General features: G+C 68.5%; 15 protein-coding genes. 6 read left to right on the plus strand and 9 right to left on the minus strand.

The window, feature by feature from the left end:
- Together L3V85_RS12355 and L3V85_RS12360 are read left to right on the plus strand one after the other, a co-directional pair.
- Positions 1 to 1,137 carry a DUF5938 domain-containing protein gene (locus L3V85_RS12355; protein WP_237679491.1) on the plus strand — a complete coding sequence of 379 codons (1,137 nt, stop codon included), beginning with the start codon at positions 1 to 3 and terminating at the stop codon, positions 1,135 to 1,137.
- Positions 1,138 to 1,141: 4 nt separating this feature from the next.
- Positions 1,142 to 2,692, plus strand: coding sequence for an acyl-CoA synthetase (locus L3V85_RS12360; RefSeq protein ID WP_237679492.1), 1,551 nt, complete (start codon positions 1,142 to 1,144; stop codon positions 2,690 to 2,692).
- On the opposite strand, the gene L3V85_RS12365 is transcribed toward L3V85_RS12360, so the two are convergent.
- Complete coding sequence (locus L3V85_RS12365) at positions 2,680 to 4,308, minus strand: class I adenylate-forming enzyme family protein (protein WP_237679493.1); 1,629 nt, start codon at positions 4,306 to 4,308, stop codon at positions 2,680 to 2,682. The two genes, L3V85_RS12360 and L3V85_RS12365, sit on opposite strands and share 13 nt — an antisense overlap.
- Before the next feature lie 100 nt (positions 4,309 to 4,408).
- Positions 4,409 to 5,248, minus strand: a complete 840-nt coding sequence (locus L3V85_RS12370; protein WP_237679494.1) for a hypothetical protein — start codon at positions 5,246 to 5,248, stop codon at positions 4,409 to 4,411.
- Between the two features lie 234 nt (positions 5,249 to 5,482).
- Between L3V85_RS12370 and L3V85_RS12375 the strand changes: the two genes are divergently transcribed.
- Positions 5,483 to 6,142: a DUF1345 domain-containing protein gene (locus L3V85_RS12375; protein ID WP_237679495.1), complete on the plus strand. Its 660-nt coding sequence runs from the start codon at positions 5,483 to 5,485 to the stop codon at positions 6,140 to 6,142.
- Between the two features lie 13 nt (positions 6,143 to 6,155).
- On the opposite strand, the gene L3V85_RS12380 is transcribed toward L3V85_RS12375, so the two are convergent.
- The 3 genes from L3V85_RS12380 to L3V85_RS12390 are packed head-to-tail and all read right to left on the minus strand — an operon-like array spanning position 6,156 to position 9,245.
- Complete coding sequence (locus tag L3V85_RS12380) at positions 6,156 to 7,115, minus strand: DMT family transporter (protein ID WP_237679496.1); 960 nt, start codon at positions 7,113 to 7,115, stop codon at positions 6,156 to 6,158.
- Between the two features lie 39 nt (positions 7,116 to 7,154).
- Entirely contained in the window at positions 7,155 to 7,652 is a 498-nt protein-coding gene (locus L3V85_RS12385; RefSeq protein WP_237679497.1) for a methylated-DNA--[protein]-cysteine S-methyltransferase, read from the minus strand.
- Between the two features lie 6 nt (positions 7,653 to 7,658).
- Positions 7,659 to 9,245: a DNA-3-methyladenine glycosylase 2 family protein gene (locus L3V85_RS12390; protein WP_237679498.1), complete on the minus strand. Its 1,587-nt coding sequence runs from the start codon at positions 9,243 to 9,245 to the stop codon at positions 7,659 to 7,661.
- Between the two features lie 111 nt (positions 9,246 to 9,356).
- On the opposite strand from L3V85_RS12390, the gene L3V85_RS12395 reads away from it, so the two are divergent.
- Positions 9,357 to 10,739: a phosphomannomutase/phosphoglucomutase gene (locus L3V85_RS12395; protein WP_237679499.1), complete on the plus strand. Its 1,383-nt coding sequence runs from the start codon at positions 9,357 to 9,359 to the stop codon at positions 10,737 to 10,739.
- Between the two features lie 4 nt (positions 10,740 to 10,743).
- A complete protein-coding gene (locus L3V85_RS12400) occupies positions 10,744 to 12,129 on the plus strand; it encodes a 3-deoxy-D-manno-octulosonic acid transferase (RefSeq protein ID WP_237679500.1) in 1,386 nt (461 codons plus the stop codon).
- 138 nt (positions 12,130 to 12,267) lie between these two features.
- On the opposite strand, the gene L3V85_RS12405 is transcribed toward L3V85_RS12400, so the two are convergent.
- The 4 genes from L3V85_RS12405 to L3V85_RS12420 all read right to left on the minus strand — a co-directional run bounded on the left by L3V85_RS12405 (position 12,268) and on the right by L3V85_RS12420 (position 15,636).
- Positions 12,268 to 13,821: a TolC family outer membrane protein gene (locus L3V85_RS12405; RefSeq protein WP_237679501.1), complete on the minus strand. Its 1,554-nt coding sequence runs from the start codon at positions 13,819 to 13,821 to the stop codon at positions 12,268 to 12,270.
- Between the two features lie 21 nt (positions 13,822 to 13,842).
- Complete coding sequence (locus tag L3V85_RS12410; protein ID WP_237679502.1) at positions 13,843 to 14,178, minus strand: rhodanese-like domain-containing protein; 336 nt, start codon at positions 14,176 to 14,178, stop codon at positions 13,843 to 13,845.
- Positions 14,179 to 14,191: 13 nt separating this feature from the next.
- The gene (locus tag L3V85_RS12415; RefSeq protein WP_237679503.1) at positions 14,192 to 14,869 is read right to left on the minus strand and encodes a protein-L-isoaspartate O-methyltransferase family protein; all 678 of its coding nucleotides are present in this window, start codon (positions 14,867 to 14,869) and stop codon (positions 14,192 to 14,194) included.
- 89 nt (positions 14,870 to 14,958) lie between these two features.
- Positions 14,959 to 15,636, minus strand: a complete 678-nt coding sequence (locus tag L3V85_RS12420; RefSeq protein ID WP_237679504.1) for a TetR/AcrR family transcriptional regulator — start codon at positions 15,634 to 15,636, stop codon at positions 14,959 to 14,961.
- 102 nt (positions 15,637 to 15,738) lie between these two features.
- Here L3V85_RS12420 and msrA point away from each other — a divergent pair, with 102 nt between their 5' ends.
- Positions 15,739 to 16,290, plus strand: coding sequence for a peptide-methionine (S)-S-oxide reductase MsrA (gene msrA / locus L3V85_RS12425; protein ID WP_237679505.1), 552 nt, complete (start codon positions 15,739 to 15,741; stop codon positions 16,288 to 16,290).
- The last annotated feature ends 6 nt before the right edge of the window (positions 16,291 to 16,296 follow it).

Raw genomic sequence — 16,296 nt, forward strand, 5'->3', positions numbered from 1 at the left:
ATGAGCAGCAGCAAGAAGAAACCCGTCGTCGTCTACGGCGCCTCCGGCTACACCGGCCGCCTGGTCTGCGAGTACCTGCGCGAGTACAACATCCCCTTCATCGCCGCGGGCCGCAGCGCGCAGAAGGTGGAAGAGGCGATGAAGTCCAACGTGCCCGGCATCGAGACCGCGAAGTACGAGGTGGTGGAAGTGGGGCATTCGGTGGGCGCGCTCACCGAACTCTTCACCGGTGCCTCGGTGGTGCTGAACACCGTGGGGCCGTTCGCCAAGTTCGGCCCCGAGGTCGTCCAAGCCTGCCTGGCCGCCGGATGCCACTACACCGACACAACCGGCGAACAGGACTGGCTCATCACGCTCGAGCGCGAATGGGGCGACAAGTTCGCCAAGGCCGGCCTGCTGCTCTCGCCCGGCCTCGCGCACATGTACACCACCGGCGAGATCGCGGCGCAGCTGTGCCTGGAGACCCCCGGGCTCGACACGCTGGACATCGCCGTGTTCTGGGGCGGCAGCCCGACCATCGCGTCCACCCAGACCATCCTGGTCAACGCCGCCACGTCCAAGGCCTACTACCTGGAGCAGAACGAGTACGTCGAATGGCAACCCGACGCGGGCCTGTACCACCTGTCGATTCCCGGCCAGCACGAGGCGGCGCTCGCGCTGCCCTGGGGCGGCACTTCGCACCCGGTGTGGTTCAAGCGCGACCCGCGCGTGGCCAACGTGAAAGTGCTCGGCGGTGTCTTCAACAAGGCGCTGATGCAGGGCGTGCCGCAGATCGTGGCCGCCGCGCTCAAGGCCACCGAAGGCATGAACGACGAAGACCGCTATGCCGCCCTGGCCCAGACGGCGGCGGGCGTGATGAACACCATGCCTCCGCGCGAGAACCCGCGCATCAACAAGTCCGTCGATTCGGTGCATGCCTCCGGTCCGCTGGGCCGCGTGCACTGCGTGATCTTCGGCAACTGCAACTACAAGCAGACGGGCCTGCTGCAGGCCTATGCGGCGGCATCGCTGCTGCAGCAGCCGCCGCGGCGCGCCGGCTTCGCCTCGGGCTGCCAAGCCTTCGGGCATCACGAGCTGCTGGGCGCGCTGCGCGGCTTCGGGCTGGTGCAGGAGCCCTTGATCACCCGGATGGGCTGATTCCATGCGCCTCGTCGATTACCTCGACAAGGGCGCCCAGCTGGGCGCCCATTCTCCTTGCCTGACTCTGGGCGACACCGACCTGAGTTACGCCCAGGTGCAGCGCATCAGCTGGCGCGTGGCTCGCGGCCTGCGGCGCGCCGGCGTGCGGCCGGGGGACAAGGTGGCCGTGCTTTCGAGCAACGATGCAATGGCGTTCGCCACGGTGTTCGGCATCTCGCGCGCTGGCTGCGTATGGTGCCCGATCAACCCGCGCAACGAGGCGAGCGAGAACGCCTTCGTGCTCGACGCCTTCGACTGCGCGTGTTTGCTCTTCCACGGCAACTACGCCGACATGGTCGACCAGATGCGCACGCGGCTGCCCAAGCTGCGCGCACTGGTCTGCCTCGACGCCCGGCAGCTCTTCGCGCCTTCGCTGGACGAGTGGCTGGAAGGACTGGACGATTCGCCCCTGGACATCACGCCGCCCGACGACGTGGCGATGATCGCCGGCACCGGCGGCACCACCGGCCAGCCCAAGGGCGTGATGCTCTCGGGCCGCAACCTCGAGGCGATGTCGGCGCTGACGCTCATGGGCTATCCCTTCGAGGGCCGGCCCGCGTACCTGGCACTCGCGCCGCTCACGCATGCGGCCGGCGTGCTGTGCCTGCCGGTGATGGCGCTCGGCGGGCGGGTGGTGATCATGCCCAAGCCCGACCTGGGCGAGTTCCTCGGGCTCATCGAGGCGCGCCGCATCACCCACACCTTCCTGCCGCCCACGCTCATCTACATGCTGTTGCAGCATCCGCAGCTTGCGTCGACGCAACTCGATTCGCTGCAATGCTTCTGGTATGGCGCCGCGCCCATGTCGGCCACGCGGCTGGAGGAAGCGCTGCAGAAAATCGGCCCCGTCATGGCGCAACTCTTCGGCCAGACCGAGGCGCCGATGATGATCTCGATGATGTCGCCGCGCGAGCACTTCAACGCCGACGGCACCGTTGCGCGCCATCGCCTCTCGTCCGCCGGGCGGCCGGGCCCGCTGGTGCAGGTGGGCGTGATGAACGGCGACGGCGCGCTGCTGCCCGCCGGCGAGAACGGCGAGATCGTGGTGCGCGGATCGCTCGTGATGCAGGGCTACTACAAGGACGCGCGCGCCACCGAAGAGGCGCGCCGCTTCGGCTGGCACCACACGGGCGACATCGGCTACCTGGATGCCGACGGCTACCTGTACATCGTCGACCGCGCCAAGGACATGATCATCTCGGGCGGCTTCAACGTCTACTCCGCCGAGGTCGAGCAGGCGCTGATGCAGCACCCCGACGTGCAGGACAGCGCCGTCGTCGGCCTGCCCGACGAGAAGTGGGGCGAGCGCGTGGTGGCCGTGCTGCAGCTTCAGGCGGGTCGGCAGGTCGATCCGGAGGAGATCAAGGCCTTCGTCAAGTCGCGCATCGGCAGCGTGAAGGCGCCCAAGCAGATCGAGGTGTGGCTCGACCTGCCGCGCTCCAAGGTGGGCAAGGTGCTGAAGAAGGACGTGCGCTCGACCCTGCTGCAGCGAAGCGCCGATCAGCCGCGCTGATAGTGGTCGTGGTGCGCCTTGCGCAGCTCGAACTTCTGGATCTTGCCGGTCGAGGTCATCGGCAGTGCAGGCAGGAAGATGATCTGCTTGGGCACCTCGAAGCCTCCGAGGTGCTCCTTGCAGTGCGCGGTGAGCACCGCTTCGGTGAAGTCGGCGGGCGCATCGGGCCTGCGCGTGACGAAGGCGGTGATGGCCTCGCCCCAGTGCTCGTGCGGCAGGCCCACCACGGCGGCGTTCATCACGCCCGGGTGGCGCAGCAGTACTTCCTCGACCTTGATCGACGGCACGTTCTCGCCGCCCGACTTGACCATGTCCTTCAGGCGGTCGAGGAAGATGAGCTGCCCGTCTTCGTCCATCCTGCCCAGGTCGCCTGAGTGGTGCCAGCCGAAGCGCTGCGCATGGGCGGTGGCTTCCGGGTCCTTGTAGTAGCCGAGCATCACGTTGGGTCCGCGAAAGACGATCTCGCCGACCTGGTCGGTGCCCAGCAGTTCGCCGTCGTCGCCCATCACCGCGACTTCGTTCACCAGCGTGCCCACGCCCCAGTAGGAGCCGAAGCGCCTGCGCTGCTCGTGCGCCTCGAAGATGGTGGCGCCCGGGTACATCTCGGTCTGGCCCGAGACCAGCGCGAAGTTGGGGCAGAACTCGTCGAGCAGGCGCAGCAGCAGCGTGCGCGACATCGGCGCCATCGCATACACGCACAGCCGCAGGCTCGAGAGGTCGCGCGCCGCGCGCTGCGGATGGGCCAGCAGCGCGCCGTACATCATCGGCAGGCCCACCATCACGGTGATCTTGTGGCGCTCGATGGCCGCGAGCACCGCGCCGGGGTCGAAGCCGCGCAGCACGACCAGCGCGCCGCCCACCGCCAGCGCCGACATCAGCACCGTGTGCTGGCCGCAGTGGAAGAGCGGCAGCACGCTGCTCCACACGTCGGCGCGCTCCGGGCTGCTGCCCCATTCGACCATGTTGCTCAGCAGCACAGAGTGCACCGAGGCGTGCGAATGCATCACGCCCTTCTGGCGGCCGGTGGTGCCGCTGGTGTACATGATGAGCGCGAGGTCCGCGCTGTCGATGGCCACGTCGGGCAGCGTCTCCGGGCCCTGGGCGATGGCCTGGGGCACTGTAGCAATGCCGGGCGGCGGCGCATCGCCGTCGAGCACGCACAGCAGGGGCGACACGCCAGTGGCCTGCAGCAGTTCGCGCAGCTCGGGCTTCGCATGCAGCGCGGTGTCAATCACCACGTGCCGCACTTCGGCGTGCGAGAGGATGTAGCCGATGGCCTCCACCCCCAGCGCGGTGTTGATCGGCACCCACACCAGCCCTGCCTTCTGGATGCCCAGCATGGCGACGACCATCTGGATGGAGTTGTTGCACAGCATGCCCACGCGCTCGCCTTTTTCGAGGCCCAGGTCCAGCAGGTGATGCGCGAAGCGGTTCGATGCGGCGTCGAGCGCGCGGTAGGAAAGGCGGTGCTCGCCCTCGATCAGCGCCGTGCGCTCGCCGAAGCGGCGCGCGGAGCGGTGGATCACGTCGCCCAGCGCGACGCGTGAAATGCGCTCATGAAAGCGCGGGCTCGAGGGCGCGAGGCCGGTGACGGCCGCGGTGGTGGCTGCAGGCATGCTCTTTGTCTCCGTTCTTCGGTTCGTTGGGGCGCAGCCTAAGGCTGGCCCCGACGACGCGTCTTGCGAAGACTGGCTGCGCGCAACCGTGCTCGGAAGCCTAGAAGCGGGCCTTCAGGAAGGCCGACGGGCCTTGCAGGCGCACCTTCAGCCGGGTGTCGGCAAAGTCGGCGTCGCGAGTCAGGTCGATGTTGGTCACGTTGTACGCGAGCACCACGCCGACGTTCTTCACCGGGAACCACTCCACGCCGGCGGAGGCGTTGTAGATGTTGCCGTGGAAGCGGCCGCCGTTCTTCCACACGCCCGAGGCGTCGGCGAAGAGGCGCAGGTCGGGGGTGATGGCATGGCGCACGCCGATTTCAAGCAGCGGCGCGATCGCGTTGTCGCTCGAGCTCTGGCTGTAGGTGCCGACCTGTCCGTTGACGATGGCATTGGCGCTCGCGCCCAGCGTCGCGCGGTAATAGGCCGCGCCGGCGCCCAGGCCCAGCACCGTGTTGCCCGTGCCGATCCACCACTTGTACGACAGCTTGGCGAAGTCGAGCTTGGTGCTGATGTTGGCGTTGCCAAAGGTGTTGAGCGAACCGAAGCCGCCGAAGCTGTTGTTGCTCGCGATGCCGCCCGAGTAGTCGCGCTTGTATTGGTAGTAGTCGAACGAAATGCCCTGGCTGTCGCCGATCAGCATGTCGGCGCTGATGCGCGGCATGGTCACGCGGCCGGGCTTGATGTCGCCCGATTGCAGCGAGCCGTAGAGCGTGTTGACGGAGGCGTTGAACTTGGGATCGGCGTTGTAGCCCCCCACGGAGAAACTGAAGCGGTCCAGCGCCGGCGACGGATCGGCGAGCGCGGGCGTGGCGGCAAACAGGAAGCCGGTGCCGACCAGGGCGCCGATGGCACCGAAACGAACGGTCCAGTCGAAAGGACGGGAGTGAGTCTGCAACATGAAATGGATCCTTCGGATGGAAAAGATAAGCCTCGGCCACATGCGCGTTGGCGCGTGTTTCTTCTGACGCATGTGGCTTCCTGGCACGGCTCCCTTGGGTCGACCGACAAATTAATAGCGGCGCGCCCCTGATTACATGCGTGCGGCGCGGCTGTGCGTGTAGGACTTTCTCGACGTTGGCTTAACGCGCTTTTTTTGCCGGCACGTGCCCGCGCGCGGCGCTACAGTGCCCGCATGCAAGAACACCTCTCCACCACCACCGGCCCGCAGCGGCTTCTGTACGGCGGCCTGGTGGGCGCCGCGGTCGCGATGGTGCCCTGGTCCATGAGCGGCATGGCGCGCGGGCTGGCCGGCTGGTGCGCCGGCGTGCTGGTCTACCAGGTGCTCACCTGGTGGCTGGCCGACACCTTCGACGCGCGCCGCACGCGCGAGCGCGCGCAGTCGCTGGACCAGCCTAACGTGGTGATCCTGGTGTCGATGCTGGTGGCGGTGGGCGTGAGCGTGGTGGCCATCGCCATGCTGCTGCAGCAGGTCAAGCAGCTGAACGGCTGGGAGCGCATCGCGCATGTCGCGCTCGGGCTGGTGGCGCTGGCGGGGTCGTGGCTGATGATGCATTCGATCTACGCGTTCCACTACGCGCACCGCTACTACATCGACCAGAAGGGCGGCAGGCCCGACGGCGGCCTCGACTTTCCGGGCAAGGACGACGCCCCCGACTACTTCGACTTTCTCTACTACTCCTACGTGATCGGCATGACCTCTCAGGTCTCCGACGTGCAGGCCACGTCCAAGGAGATGCGGCGCATCACGCTGATCCACAGCGTGCTGTCGTTCACCTTCAACATGATGGTGCTGGCGCTTTCGGTCAACGTGGTGGCCGGCGCCTTTTCCTGAGCGCGCTTGGCGTTCAGGCAGCGGCCTTGCGCGGCCAGCCGAACTTGACGACACCGGTGGACAGCGCCACGCCGCACACGATGACGGCCGCGCAGATCAGCATCCACTGCGTGATGTGCTCGTCGAGGAACACCGCGCCGTAGAAGAGCGCGAATACGGGCACCAGGAAGGTCACTGTCAGCGCGCGCGCGGGGCCGGCGCGCTCGATCAGCCGGAAGAACAAGATGTAGGCGATGCCCGTGCAGGCGATGCCCAGCGCCAGCAGCGCGAGCCAGGCGCGCAGGCTCGGCATCTGCGTGGGCCACAGCATGAATGCGGGAATGGCCAGGAACAGCGTGGCGCCGATCTGGCTGCCGGTGGCCGTGGTCAGGGCCGGCACGCCGCCCAGGTGGCGGCGCGTGGCGCTGGCCGAGATGCCGTAGCACAGGCATGCGCCAAGGCAGGCCAGCACGGCCCACAGCGCCGCATGACCGGTGGCGCCGGCATGCACGCCGGCGCTGCGGCTCGCGAGCATCGCGACGCCGGCAAAGCCGATCACCAGGCCCACGATGCGCGAGCCCGCCGGGCGTTCGCGGAACCAGGCCCAGGCCACCAGTGCGCCGAACATCGGCGTGGTGGCGTTGAGCACCGCGGCCAGGCCGCTGTTGATGCTCAGCAGAGCGAAGCAGAAGAGCGCGAACGGCAGGCCCGAGTTGAAGACGCCGACCGCGAAGCTGGCCTTCCAATGCTTCGCGATGGTCGGGCCCTGGCCGCGCAGCAGCGCGATGGGCAACAGGAACAGCGAGGCGATGGCCACCCGAACGGCGGCCGCAGGCAGGGCCCCGAACTCGGCCGCGCCGATGCGCATGAAGAGAAAGGACGCGCCCCAGAGCGCGCCCAGCAGCACCAGGTCGACGAGCCAGGCGGCGGAGGCCGAGGCGGGAGCGGCCGGTGCGATGGCCGTGGCCGGGATGTTGTTGTTCGTTGTGCTCATGCGTCCCTCGTTCTTCTCTGCGGTTGTTCCGCGGTTGTCTTACAGCGCGCCTTCCAGCTCCAGAAGGGCGGTCTTGCGATCCAGCCCGCCAGCGTAACCGGTCAGCGAACCGTCGGCGCCCAGCACGCGGTGGCAGGGCACGATCACGCTGATCGGGTTGCGCCCCACGGCCGCGCCCACCGCGCGCACCGCGGCCGGGTTGCCCAGGTTGGCGCTCAGCGCGCCATAGGTCAGCGTGGCGCCGGCCGGAATGGCCAGCAGCTGCTGCCACACGCTCTGCTGGAACGCGGTGCCGTGCGAGAGGTCGAGCTTCATGTCGAAGTGGTCGCGCTTGCCGGCGAAATAGTCGCGCAGCTGCGCGGCCGCCTCGACCAGCGCGGGGTGGTCGTCCTTGGCGATCCAGCCGGTGGTGTCGGGCCAGTGGCGCTGCTGGTCGAACCAGACGCCCGCCAGGCCTTGGTCGGTGGCCGCCATCGTGATGCCGCCGAGTGGCGAGTCGATGTGCGATGTGTAGATGAGCTTGCTCTTGAACTTCATGACATTTCAGGCGGTAAGGCCTGCCGTGGTGATGAGGGGAGATGCAGCCGTGGCTGCGGTAGCGGGAGCGGAAGGCGCATGCCAAGCGCGCAGCACCGCATAGCTGCGCCAGGGGCGCCAGGCCTGCGAGGCTTCGCTGGCGGCGCGCGCGGTGGTCACGCCCAGCGCCTTCTGCAACGCGACGTCTCCCGCAGGGAAGGCGTCGGGCCAGCGCAGCGCGCGCATCGCGATGTATTGCGCGGTCCAGGCGCCGATGCCGGGCAGCTCTTGCAGCGCCGCGATGGTCGAGGGCACGTCGGCCCCCGCATGCAGCGCCAGCCGGCCTTCAGCGACCTCGCGGGCGATGGCCTGCAGCGCGGCCTGTCGTTGTCGCACGATGCCGAGCTGGCCCAGCGCGTCGCCGCTCGCCTGCGCGATGGCGGCCGGCGTGGGAAACAACCGGTCCAGGCCTTCGATGGGCGTGGCGATGGTTTCGCCGAATGCCGCCACCAGCCGCGAGCCCAGCGTGCGCGCCGCGGCCACCGTGATCTGCTGGCCCAGCACCGCCCGCACCGCCAGCTCGAAACCGTCGACCGCGCCGGGCACGCGCAGACCGTCGCCGTGCGGGAAGGCGGCATGCAGCGCGGTATTGATGGCCATCGGCTCTGCGTCGAGGTCGAACAGGGCGCGGGCGCGGCTGATGACGATGGGCAGCACAGCGGCCAGCGAGTCGCTGACCGACAGCAGCACCTGTTCGCGCTCGAGGTCGAAGCGCAGCTGCAGCCAGCCGGCATGCGCCTGGTTGCCCTGCTGGATGCGCAGCGTGCGTGCCAGCTTCACATAGGCGGCCGTGCTGCCCTTGGCCGGCTCCTTGCCGTCGGCCGTGGCCACTACTTCGATGCCGCGCAGCGCGCGGCGCGCGAAGAAGCCGAGCATGGCGTTGTCGTCGTAGGGTGGCCGAAAGCCCAGCCGCACTTCGATGGCCCGGCTTTCACCGCCCTCGACGGCCTCGCCGCCGGCGCGGCGCAGCGCGCTCGGATTGAGGCCGTAGTGCTCGACGAACGCGGCGTTGAAGCGGCGCACGCTCGCAAAGCCGCTGGCCAGCGCGACCTGCGTCATGGGCAGGCGGGTGTCGGCGATCAACTGCTTGGCGGCCAGCAGGCGGCGCGTCTGCAGGTATTGCAGGGGCGACACGCCGAACTGCGCCTCGAAGATTCGGCGCAGGTGGCGGTCGCTCACGCCCAGGCGGGCCGCGATCTGCGCCGCGCCGGGGCCGTCTTCCGACCATGCGTCGGGCTCGTCGATCAGCCGCGCGGCCTGCAGCGCGAGGATGCGCGAGGCGTCTTCGGTCGACCAGCTGGCCGCGCGCGGTGCCAGCTCCGGCCGGCAGCGCAGGCAGGGGCGAAAGCCCGCGGCCTCGGCCTGTGCCGCGTGTCGGAAGAACCGGCAGTTCTCGCGCCGCGGCAGCTTGACGCGGCAGACCGGGCGGCAATAGATGCCGGTGGAAGTGACCGCGGTGAAGAACGACCCGTCGAAGCGCGCGTCGTGCGTCTTCATCGCCAGGTAGCAGGCGTCGCTCTCGAGCGCTTCGGTGGGTGTGTGGCTGGTAGGCATGGGGAAATGATACGGTTTCGACTCGTTTCAACTGGCCGTTTTCGGACATGTGGCACCCCGGGGCGTTGCCTACAATGGCCCGTTTACAAATCCAGCAGGGAAACGCCTTTCATGCAGCTCAGCGCGTCGATCTTCAAGGCCTATGACATTCGCGGCGTCGTGCCGGTCACTCTCGACGCCGAAGTGGCGGAAGCACTCGGGCGGGCCTTCGGCAGCGCCGCCCGCGCCGCGGGCGAGAAGTCGGTGGCCGTGGGACGCGATGGCCGCCTGTCCGGCCCGATGCTGGTCGAGGCGCTGATCAAGGGCCTGGTGGCCACTGGCATCGAGGTGATCGACGTGGGCGCCGTCACCACGCCCATGCTGTACTTCGCGGCCCACACGCTGGCTTCCAGCGGCATCCAGGTCACGGGCAGCCACAACCCCAAGGACTACAACGGTTTCAAGATGGTGCTGGCCGGCCGCGCCATCTACGGCGACGAGATCCAGGGCCTGCGCAAGACCATCGAAGCGGGCTCCGCGCAACTCGCCCCCGGCGGCAGCGTGCGCAAGGTCGACGTGACCGAGGCCTACGTGAAACGCATCGTCGGCGACATCAAGCTGGCGCGGCCCATGAAGATCGTGGTCGACTCCGGCAACGGCATCGCGGGCGCTTCCGCCCCCGCCATCTTCCGCGCCATCGGCTGCGAAGTGACGGAGCTGTTCAGCGCGGTGGACGGCGACTTCCCCAACCACCACCCCGACCCGAGCAAGCCCGAGAACCTCAAGGACCTGATGGCCGCACTGGCTTCGGGCGATGCCGAACTGGGCCTGGCCTTCGACGGCGATGGCGACCGCCTGGGCATCGTCACCAAGGACGGGCAGAACATCTTCCCCGACCGCCAGATGCAGCTGTTCGCGCAGGACGTGCTGTCGCGCGTGCCGGGCGGCACCATCCTCTTCGACGTGAAGTGCTCGCAGCGTTTGGCGCCGGCCATCGAGGCCGCGGGCGGCAAGCCCATGATCTACAAGACCGGCCACTCGCTCATCAAGGCGAAGATGAAGGAAATCGATTCGCCGCTGGGCGGAGAGATGAGCGGCCACATCTTCTTCAAGGAGCGCTGGTTCGGCTTCGACGACGGCACCTACGCGGGCTGCCGCCTGCTCGAAATCCTGAGCAAGAGCCCTGACGCGAGCGCGGTGCTGAACGCGCTGCCCACGAGCTTCTCGACGCCCGAGCTGAACGTGGCCTGCGCCGAGGGCGAGCCGCATGCGGTGGTCGACAAGCTCGTGAAGGGCGCGGACTTCGCGGCGCCGGCCAGGGTGTCGACCATCGACGGCCTGCGCGTCGACTGGCCCGACGGTTTCGGCCTGATCCGCGCGTCGAACACCACGCCCGTGCTGGTGCTGCGCTTCGAAGGCCAGACCGAAGACGCGCTCGAGCGCATCCAGGCCGAGATGCTGGCGCTGCTGCGCACCGCCAAGCCCGACGCCCAACTGGCCGCTGCTGCCCACTGAGCCTGTGCGTTCGCTATTGCTGCGCCTCTACGGCGTTTTCACCACCGCCGTGCAACCGCTGGTCCGCCGCAAGCTGCGGCGCCGTGCCGTGGCCGAGCCCGGCTACGGCGTGGCCGTCGAGGAGCGCTTCGGCCGCTACGACGAGTCCATCACCGGCCATGCCCAGTGCTGGGTGCACGCCGTCTCGCTCGGCGAAACGCGCGCGGCCGCCATCCTGATTGCCGAGTTGCGCCGCCAGTATCCGGGCGTGCCGATCCTGCTCACGCACGGCACCGCCACCGGCCGCGAGGAGGGCGCCAAGCTGCTCGAGCCGGGCGACACGCAGGTCTGGCAGCCGTGGGACACACCGGGTGCCGTGGCGCGCTTTCTCGACAAGTTCCAGCCGCGCATCGGCGTGCTGATGGAAACCGAGGTCTGGCCCGAGATGGCCGCCGCCTGCGCCGAGCGCCGCATTCCGCTGGTGCTGGCCAATGCGCGCCTCAACGAAAAATCGCTGGCCGCGGCCGAACGCCTTGCCTGGCTCTCGCGGCCCGCCTACTCGGCCCTCACCGCGGTGTGGGCGCAGACCGAGGCCGATTCGCACCGTCTGGTGTCGCTCGGCGCCAAGGTGGCGGGCGTGTACGGAAACCTCAAGTTCGACGCCACGCCCGACGCGCGCCAGCTCGGCACGGCGATGTCGCTGCGCGAACACCTGCCGCGGCCGATGGTCGTGCTCGCGAGCTCGCGCGACGGCGAAGAGCGGCTGCTGCTCGAAGTGCTCAAGCGCTTCGGCGCGACCTCGCCGGTGCCGCCGGAGCAGGGCGCGGTGCGCTCGATTGCCAAGCGCGTGCATGACGTGCAATGGATGATCGTGCCGCGCCATCCGCAACGCTTCGACGAAGTGGCGGCGCTGATCGAGGCCGAAGGCTTCGCGGTGGCGCGTCGCAGCGCCGCCGGGCAGCCGGCCGAATCGGAGATCTGGCTCGGTGACTCGCTGGGCGAGATGGCGCTTTACTACGGCCTGGCCGACGTGGCGCTGCTCGGCGGCAGCTTCGAGCCGCTGGGCGGGCAGAACCTCATCGAGCCGGCGGCCTGCGGCTGCCCGGTGATCATGGGACCGTCGACCTTCAACTTCGCGGAAGCGGCGCAACTGTCGCTGGCCGCGGGCGCGTCGCTGCGCGTCGAGGGCATGGAGCAGGCGGTGACGGCGGCGCTGAAGCTGGTCGAGAACCCCGAGCGCCGCGCGGCGATGGCGCAGGCCGCGCAGGCTTTTGCGTCGTCGAACCGGGGAGCGGCGGAGCGCACGGCGGCGGCGGTGCTGGCGATTGCGCAGGCGGCCGAGCCGGTGGATACGGTGAACGCGCCGCTGGAAGAAGATCAACCGCCGCGCGCGGAACCCACGCTGGACTGAAGAACCTGCATTGCTCCTTCCCCCTCTGGGGGAAGGCTGGGATGGGGGCTCGCGCCCAATGAGCGTTGCAGATGGGTGAAGGCCGTCGTGCCCCCACCCCGGCCCTCCCCCGGAAGGGGAGGGAGAAAGACGAGCGCCTCAGCGCACCGGCGGATTCAGGATCACCGGAGGCACGGGCGGCGTCGGCATCGTCGGCGCGGGCGGATTGAACGGCTGCACCGGCACCGGCGGAATCACCGGGATGCTCGGCGGCGTCACCGGCACCACGGGCGTCTGTTGCTGTTGCGGCGTGCGGTCCGGCGCGGTGGCCGCGGGCACGGCCGGCACGCTGCCGTTGCTTGCCAGCGTGGCGTTGATCGCGTGCATGTCGTCGGTGGTCAGCGTGCCGTTGGCCTGGCGCAGCTTCAGGTTGCCCAGCAGCACGTTGTAGCGCGCCTGCGCGAGGTCGCGCTTGGTCTGGAACAGCTGGCTCTGCGAGTTCAGCACGTCGATGTTGATGCGCACGCCCACCTGGTAACCGAGCCGGTTGGCATCGAGCGCGCTCTGGCTCGACGATTCGGCCGCTTCGAGCGCCTTCACCTGACCCGCACCCGAGACGAGCCCGAGGTACGCGGAGCGCGTGGCCTGCGCCACGTTGCGGCGGGTGCCTTCGAGCACGCTGCGCGACTGGTCTTCGAGCGCCAGCGTTTCCTTGATGCGGTTCTCGGTCGCGAAGCCGGCGAACAGCGGCAGGTTGAAGGTGACGCCGACCGTGGTCGCATTGGCGCGCGTGCCCACCGCGCTGGTGGTGGTGCCGGTCGGATTGCGCGTGACGTTGTAGCCAAGGTTGGCGTCCAGCGTGGGCTTGTGGCCGGCCTTGGCCTTTTCCACTTCGAGCCCGGCCACGTCGACGCCCAGGCGCGCCTGCTGGATCGCCGGATGCACCTCGTCGGCCTGCGCGACCCAGGCATTGATGTCCGCGGGCAGGGCGGTGGGCAGCACCACCGGCACCGCGAGCGGCACCGGAACGCTACCGGGGCGGCCGACCAGCTGGTCGAGCACCACCTTCTTGACCTGCAGGTCGTTCTCGGCGGCGATTTCCTGCGCGGTCACCAGGTCGTAGCGGGCCTGCGCTTCGCGCGAATCGGTGATGGTCGAGGTGCCGACCTCGAAGTTGCGCTTGGCCGACGCCAGCTGTTCGGCCACGGCCACCTTCTGCGCGCGCACCAGCGCCAGGCTGTCCTGGCTGGCGAGCACGTCGAAGTAGGCCTGGCTCACGCGCACGATCAGGTCCTGCTCCGCGATGGTGAACACCGCTCGCGCGATGTCGGCCTGGCGCTTGCCCTGTTCGTAGGTGGCCCAGTTGGCGGGCCGGTACAGCGGCTGCGTGGCGTTGATGCCGACGTTCTGCGTGTTGAAGTCGCGCGGGGTGGTGGTGCCGCGGCCGGTGCCCGTGAGGGTGTCGATCTCGATGTCGCTGCGCGTCACGCCGGCCGTGAGGCCGACCGCCGGCAGGATGCCGGCCTTGGCCTGCGCGGCGCGCGCCACGTTGGCGTCGTACTGGGCCCGCGCGCCCTGGTAGGTGGCGTCGTAGCTGCGGGCGGCGTCATACAGTTCGTTCAGTGTCTGGCCCTGGGCCGGCAATGCGAGCAGTGCTGCGAAAGTGCTTGCGAGCGCTGCGGAAAGTGGCGAAAGCCGGGGCCTGGAAGGCATTGAACGTCCTTGAAGAAAGAATCAGTAGCGCGGGATAGACGCGTCGTGCGAGGACCAGGCGTCGATGCCGCCGGCCACGTTGGCCAGGTCGGCAAAGCCGTTCTGGCTCAGGAAGGCGGCCACGCGCTGGCTGCGCGCGCCGTGGTGGCAGAGGCAGGCGATGCGCCGGCCTTCGCCCAGCTCGGCCAGGCGCCCGGGGATCTCGTTCATCGGGATCGCGACCAGGGTGAAGCCCTGGGGCACGACGCTCGCCGTCTGCAGCTCCCAGGGCTCGCGCACGTCGAGCAGCACCGGGGCCGCGTCGGCGTCCTGGGCGAACCAGGCGGCGAGGTCGGCGGGGCGGACTTGGTCGATCATGGTTGCCGTCCGCTCAGAACGAGAAGCGCGAGGGCTCGGGGAAGTTCAGCAGGCGCGGGGCCACGGTGTCCCAAGGCTGGGTGGTGTCCCACTTGCTTTCGCTGGTGCGGGTGACGAAGTGGGCGCGCATCATGGGTTCGTCGCCCACGATGGCCGACAGGCGGCCGCCGACCTTGAGCGAGCCCAGCAGGTTCTGCGGAATGCGCGCGACCGAGCCGCTGAGCACGATCACGTCGAAGCTCGGGCCGCTGGCCAGGGGCACGGAACCGTCGGCGTGGCGCACTTCGACGTTGGTCACGCCGTTCTGGCGCAGCGTCTCGGCGGCGCGGGCGGCCAGCACGGGGTTGATTTCCAGCGACAGCACCTGGGCGGCGCGGGCGCCGAGCAGGGCGGCCATGAAGCCGGAACCGGTGCCGATCTCGAGCACGGATTCGTGCTTCTGGATGTGCAGGTCCTGCAGGGTGCGGGCCTCGACCTTGGGCGACAGCATGAATTCGCCGGGCACGGAGCCGTCCAGCAGCGGCAGTTCCATGTCGAAGAACGACAGGGTGCGGTGCTCGTCGGGCACGTAGTCCTCGCGGTGGATTTCAGCCAGCAGTTCGAGGATGTCGGTCTCCAGCACATCCCAGGGGCGGATCTGCTGTTCGATCATGTTGAAGCGCAAGCGCTCGAGGGTGGGAGTGGGGTTCATGGCGTGGCTTTCCTTGTGGGCTCAGGACAAACCTTCAATTTTAGGTGGCGCCGATGACACCCGCGGCCCGGTCGGCCTTCCGCGACGCTTCATGCCTTGTCTCCGGGGCGGACTGTGAGGCCGTAAAGCACTGTTTCTGCCTGCGTCGCGAGGTATTTCTCGGGGTCGAGCGTGGATGCGCCGTCGACGCAGACCATGGCCGAATGCTTCCAGAGCATGAGGAAGACCATGGGCGCGACCACCGAGTAGATGGCGTGGTCGATGTCGACCTGGGCGAATTCGCCGCGGTCGATGCCGCGCTGCAGAATGCGCCGCAGCAGGTCGTGGCCGGGGCGCACCACCTCGCGGCGGTAGAACTCCGCGAGCTCGGGGAAGTTGGAGCCCTCGCACATCATCAACTTGGTCAGGCCCGAGGCCTTGGTCATGCCGACGCGTTCCCACCACACGTTCATGCAGTAGCGCAGCATTTCGGCCGAGGTGCCCTCGAAAGCCTCGAATTCGGCGTTCCACTCGGTAAACCGGCCGCCCAGGCTTTCCATGACCACGGCCTTGAACAGCTCTTCCTTGCTCGGGAAGTACAGGAAGAGCGTGCCCTTGGAAACGCCGGCCCGCGCCGCCACTTCTTCGGAGCGGGTGGCGGCGAAGCCTTTTTCCACGAACAGGTCGAGCGCGGCCGCCAGCAATTCGCCGGGGCGCGCCTCCTTGCGGCGCTCGCGCTTGGCGCGGACCGTGCAGATCTTGTCGACGAAGGAGCGGGGCGTGGGCATGATTTTAATGACTCGCGGGTTAGTAATGTAGTGAGCGGCATCTGTCACGTCAAGCCGCGACAATATCGGGTTCGTCTTTTTCCAACCTGCCGGAGCAGTGCCATGACCTCTTCATCGTCGCCCACAGAAACCATCGTGCTCGGTGGCGGCTGCTTCTGGTGCACCGAGGCGGTGTTCGACCGGGTGCAGGGCGTGCTCGACGTGGAGTCGGGTTATTGCAACGGCCAGACCGTCAAGCCGACCTACGAACAGGTCTGCACCGGCCGCACCGGCCACGCCGAGGTGGTGAAGCTCGAATTCGACCCGGCGCAGATCAGCCTGCGCGAAGTCCTCGAGATCTTCTTCGTGGTGCACGACCCGACCACGCTCAACCGCCAGGGCAACGATGTCGGCACGCAGTACCGCAGCGGCATCTACTACACCGACGACGCGCAGAAGCAGGTGGCTGAAGAAGTCATCCGCGACATCGAGGCCAGCAAGACCTACGGCTCGCCGGTCGTCACCGAAGTGGCCAGGCTCGCCAACTACTCGGCGGCCGAGGCCTACCACCAGGACTACTTCCTGAACAACCCGAACCAGGGCTACTGCGCATTCGTCGTGGGCCCGAAGGTCGAGAAGTTCCAGAAGACCTTCGCCTCGCGCCTGAAGGCCTGACCTCCT

Source organism: Variovorax paradoxus (assembly GCF_022009635.1).
In the GTDB taxonomy this organism is placed as follows: Bacteria; Pseudomonadota; Gammaproteobacteria; order Burkholderiales; family Burkholderiaceae_C; genus Variovorax.

Excerpts from the sequence above, each read along its gene's own strand:
- L3V85_RS12355 (WP_237679491.1), top strand. The coding sequence starts at position 1 with ATGAGCAGCAGCAAGAAGAAACCCGTCGTCGTCTACGGCGCCTCCGGC.
- L3V85_RS12360 (WP_237679492.1), top strand. The coding sequence starts at position 1,142 with ATGCGCCTCGTCGATTACCTCGACAAGGGCGCCCAGCTGGGCGCCCAT.
- L3V85_RS12365 (WP_237679493.1), bottom strand. The coding sequence starts at position 4,308 with ATGCCTGCAGCCACCACCGCGGCCGTCACCGGCCTCGCGCCCTCGAGC.
- L3V85_RS12370 (WP_237679494.1), bottom strand. The coding sequence starts at position 5,248 with ATGTTGCAGACTCACTCCCGTCCTTTCGACTGGACCGTTCGTTTCGGT.
- L3V85_RS12375 (WP_237679495.1), top strand. The coding sequence starts at position 5,483 with ATGCAAGAACACCTCTCCACCACCACCGGCCCGCAGCGGCTTCTGTAC.
- L3V85_RS12380 (WP_237679496.1), bottom strand. The coding sequence starts at position 7,115 with ATGAGCACAACGAACAACAACATCCCGGCCACGGCCATCGCACCGGCC.
- L3V85_RS12385 (WP_237679497.1), bottom strand. The coding sequence starts at position 7,652 with ATGAAGTTCAAGAGCAAGCTCATCTACACATCGCACATCGACTCGCCA.
- L3V85_RS12390 (WP_237679498.1), bottom strand. The coding sequence starts at position 9,245 with ATGCCTACCAGCCACACACCCACCGAAGCGCTCGAGAGCGACGCCTGC.
- L3V85_RS12395 (WP_237679499.1), top strand. The coding sequence starts at position 9,357 with ATGCAGCTCAGCGCGTCGATCTTCAAGGCCTATGACATTCGCGGCGTC.
- L3V85_RS12405 (WP_237679501.1), bottom strand. The coding sequence starts at position 13,821 with ATGCCTTCCAGGCCCCGGCTTTCGCCACTTTCCGCAGCGCTCGCAAGC.
- L3V85_RS12410 (WP_237679502.1), bottom strand. The coding sequence starts at position 14,178 with ATGATCGACCAAGTCCGCCCCGCCGACCTCGCCGCCTGGTTCGCCCAG.
- L3V85_RS12415 (WP_237679503.1), bottom strand. The coding sequence starts at position 14,869 with ATGAACCCCACTCCCACCCTCGAGCGCTTGCGCTTCAACATGATCGAA.
- L3V85_RS12420 (WP_237679504.1), bottom strand. The coding sequence starts at position 15,636 with ATGCCCACGCCCCGCTCCTTCGTCGACAAGATCTGCACGGTCCGCGCC.
- msrA (WP_237679505.1), top strand. The coding sequence starts at position 15,739 with ATGACCTCTTCATCGTCGCCCACAGAAACCATCGTGCTCGGTGGCGGC.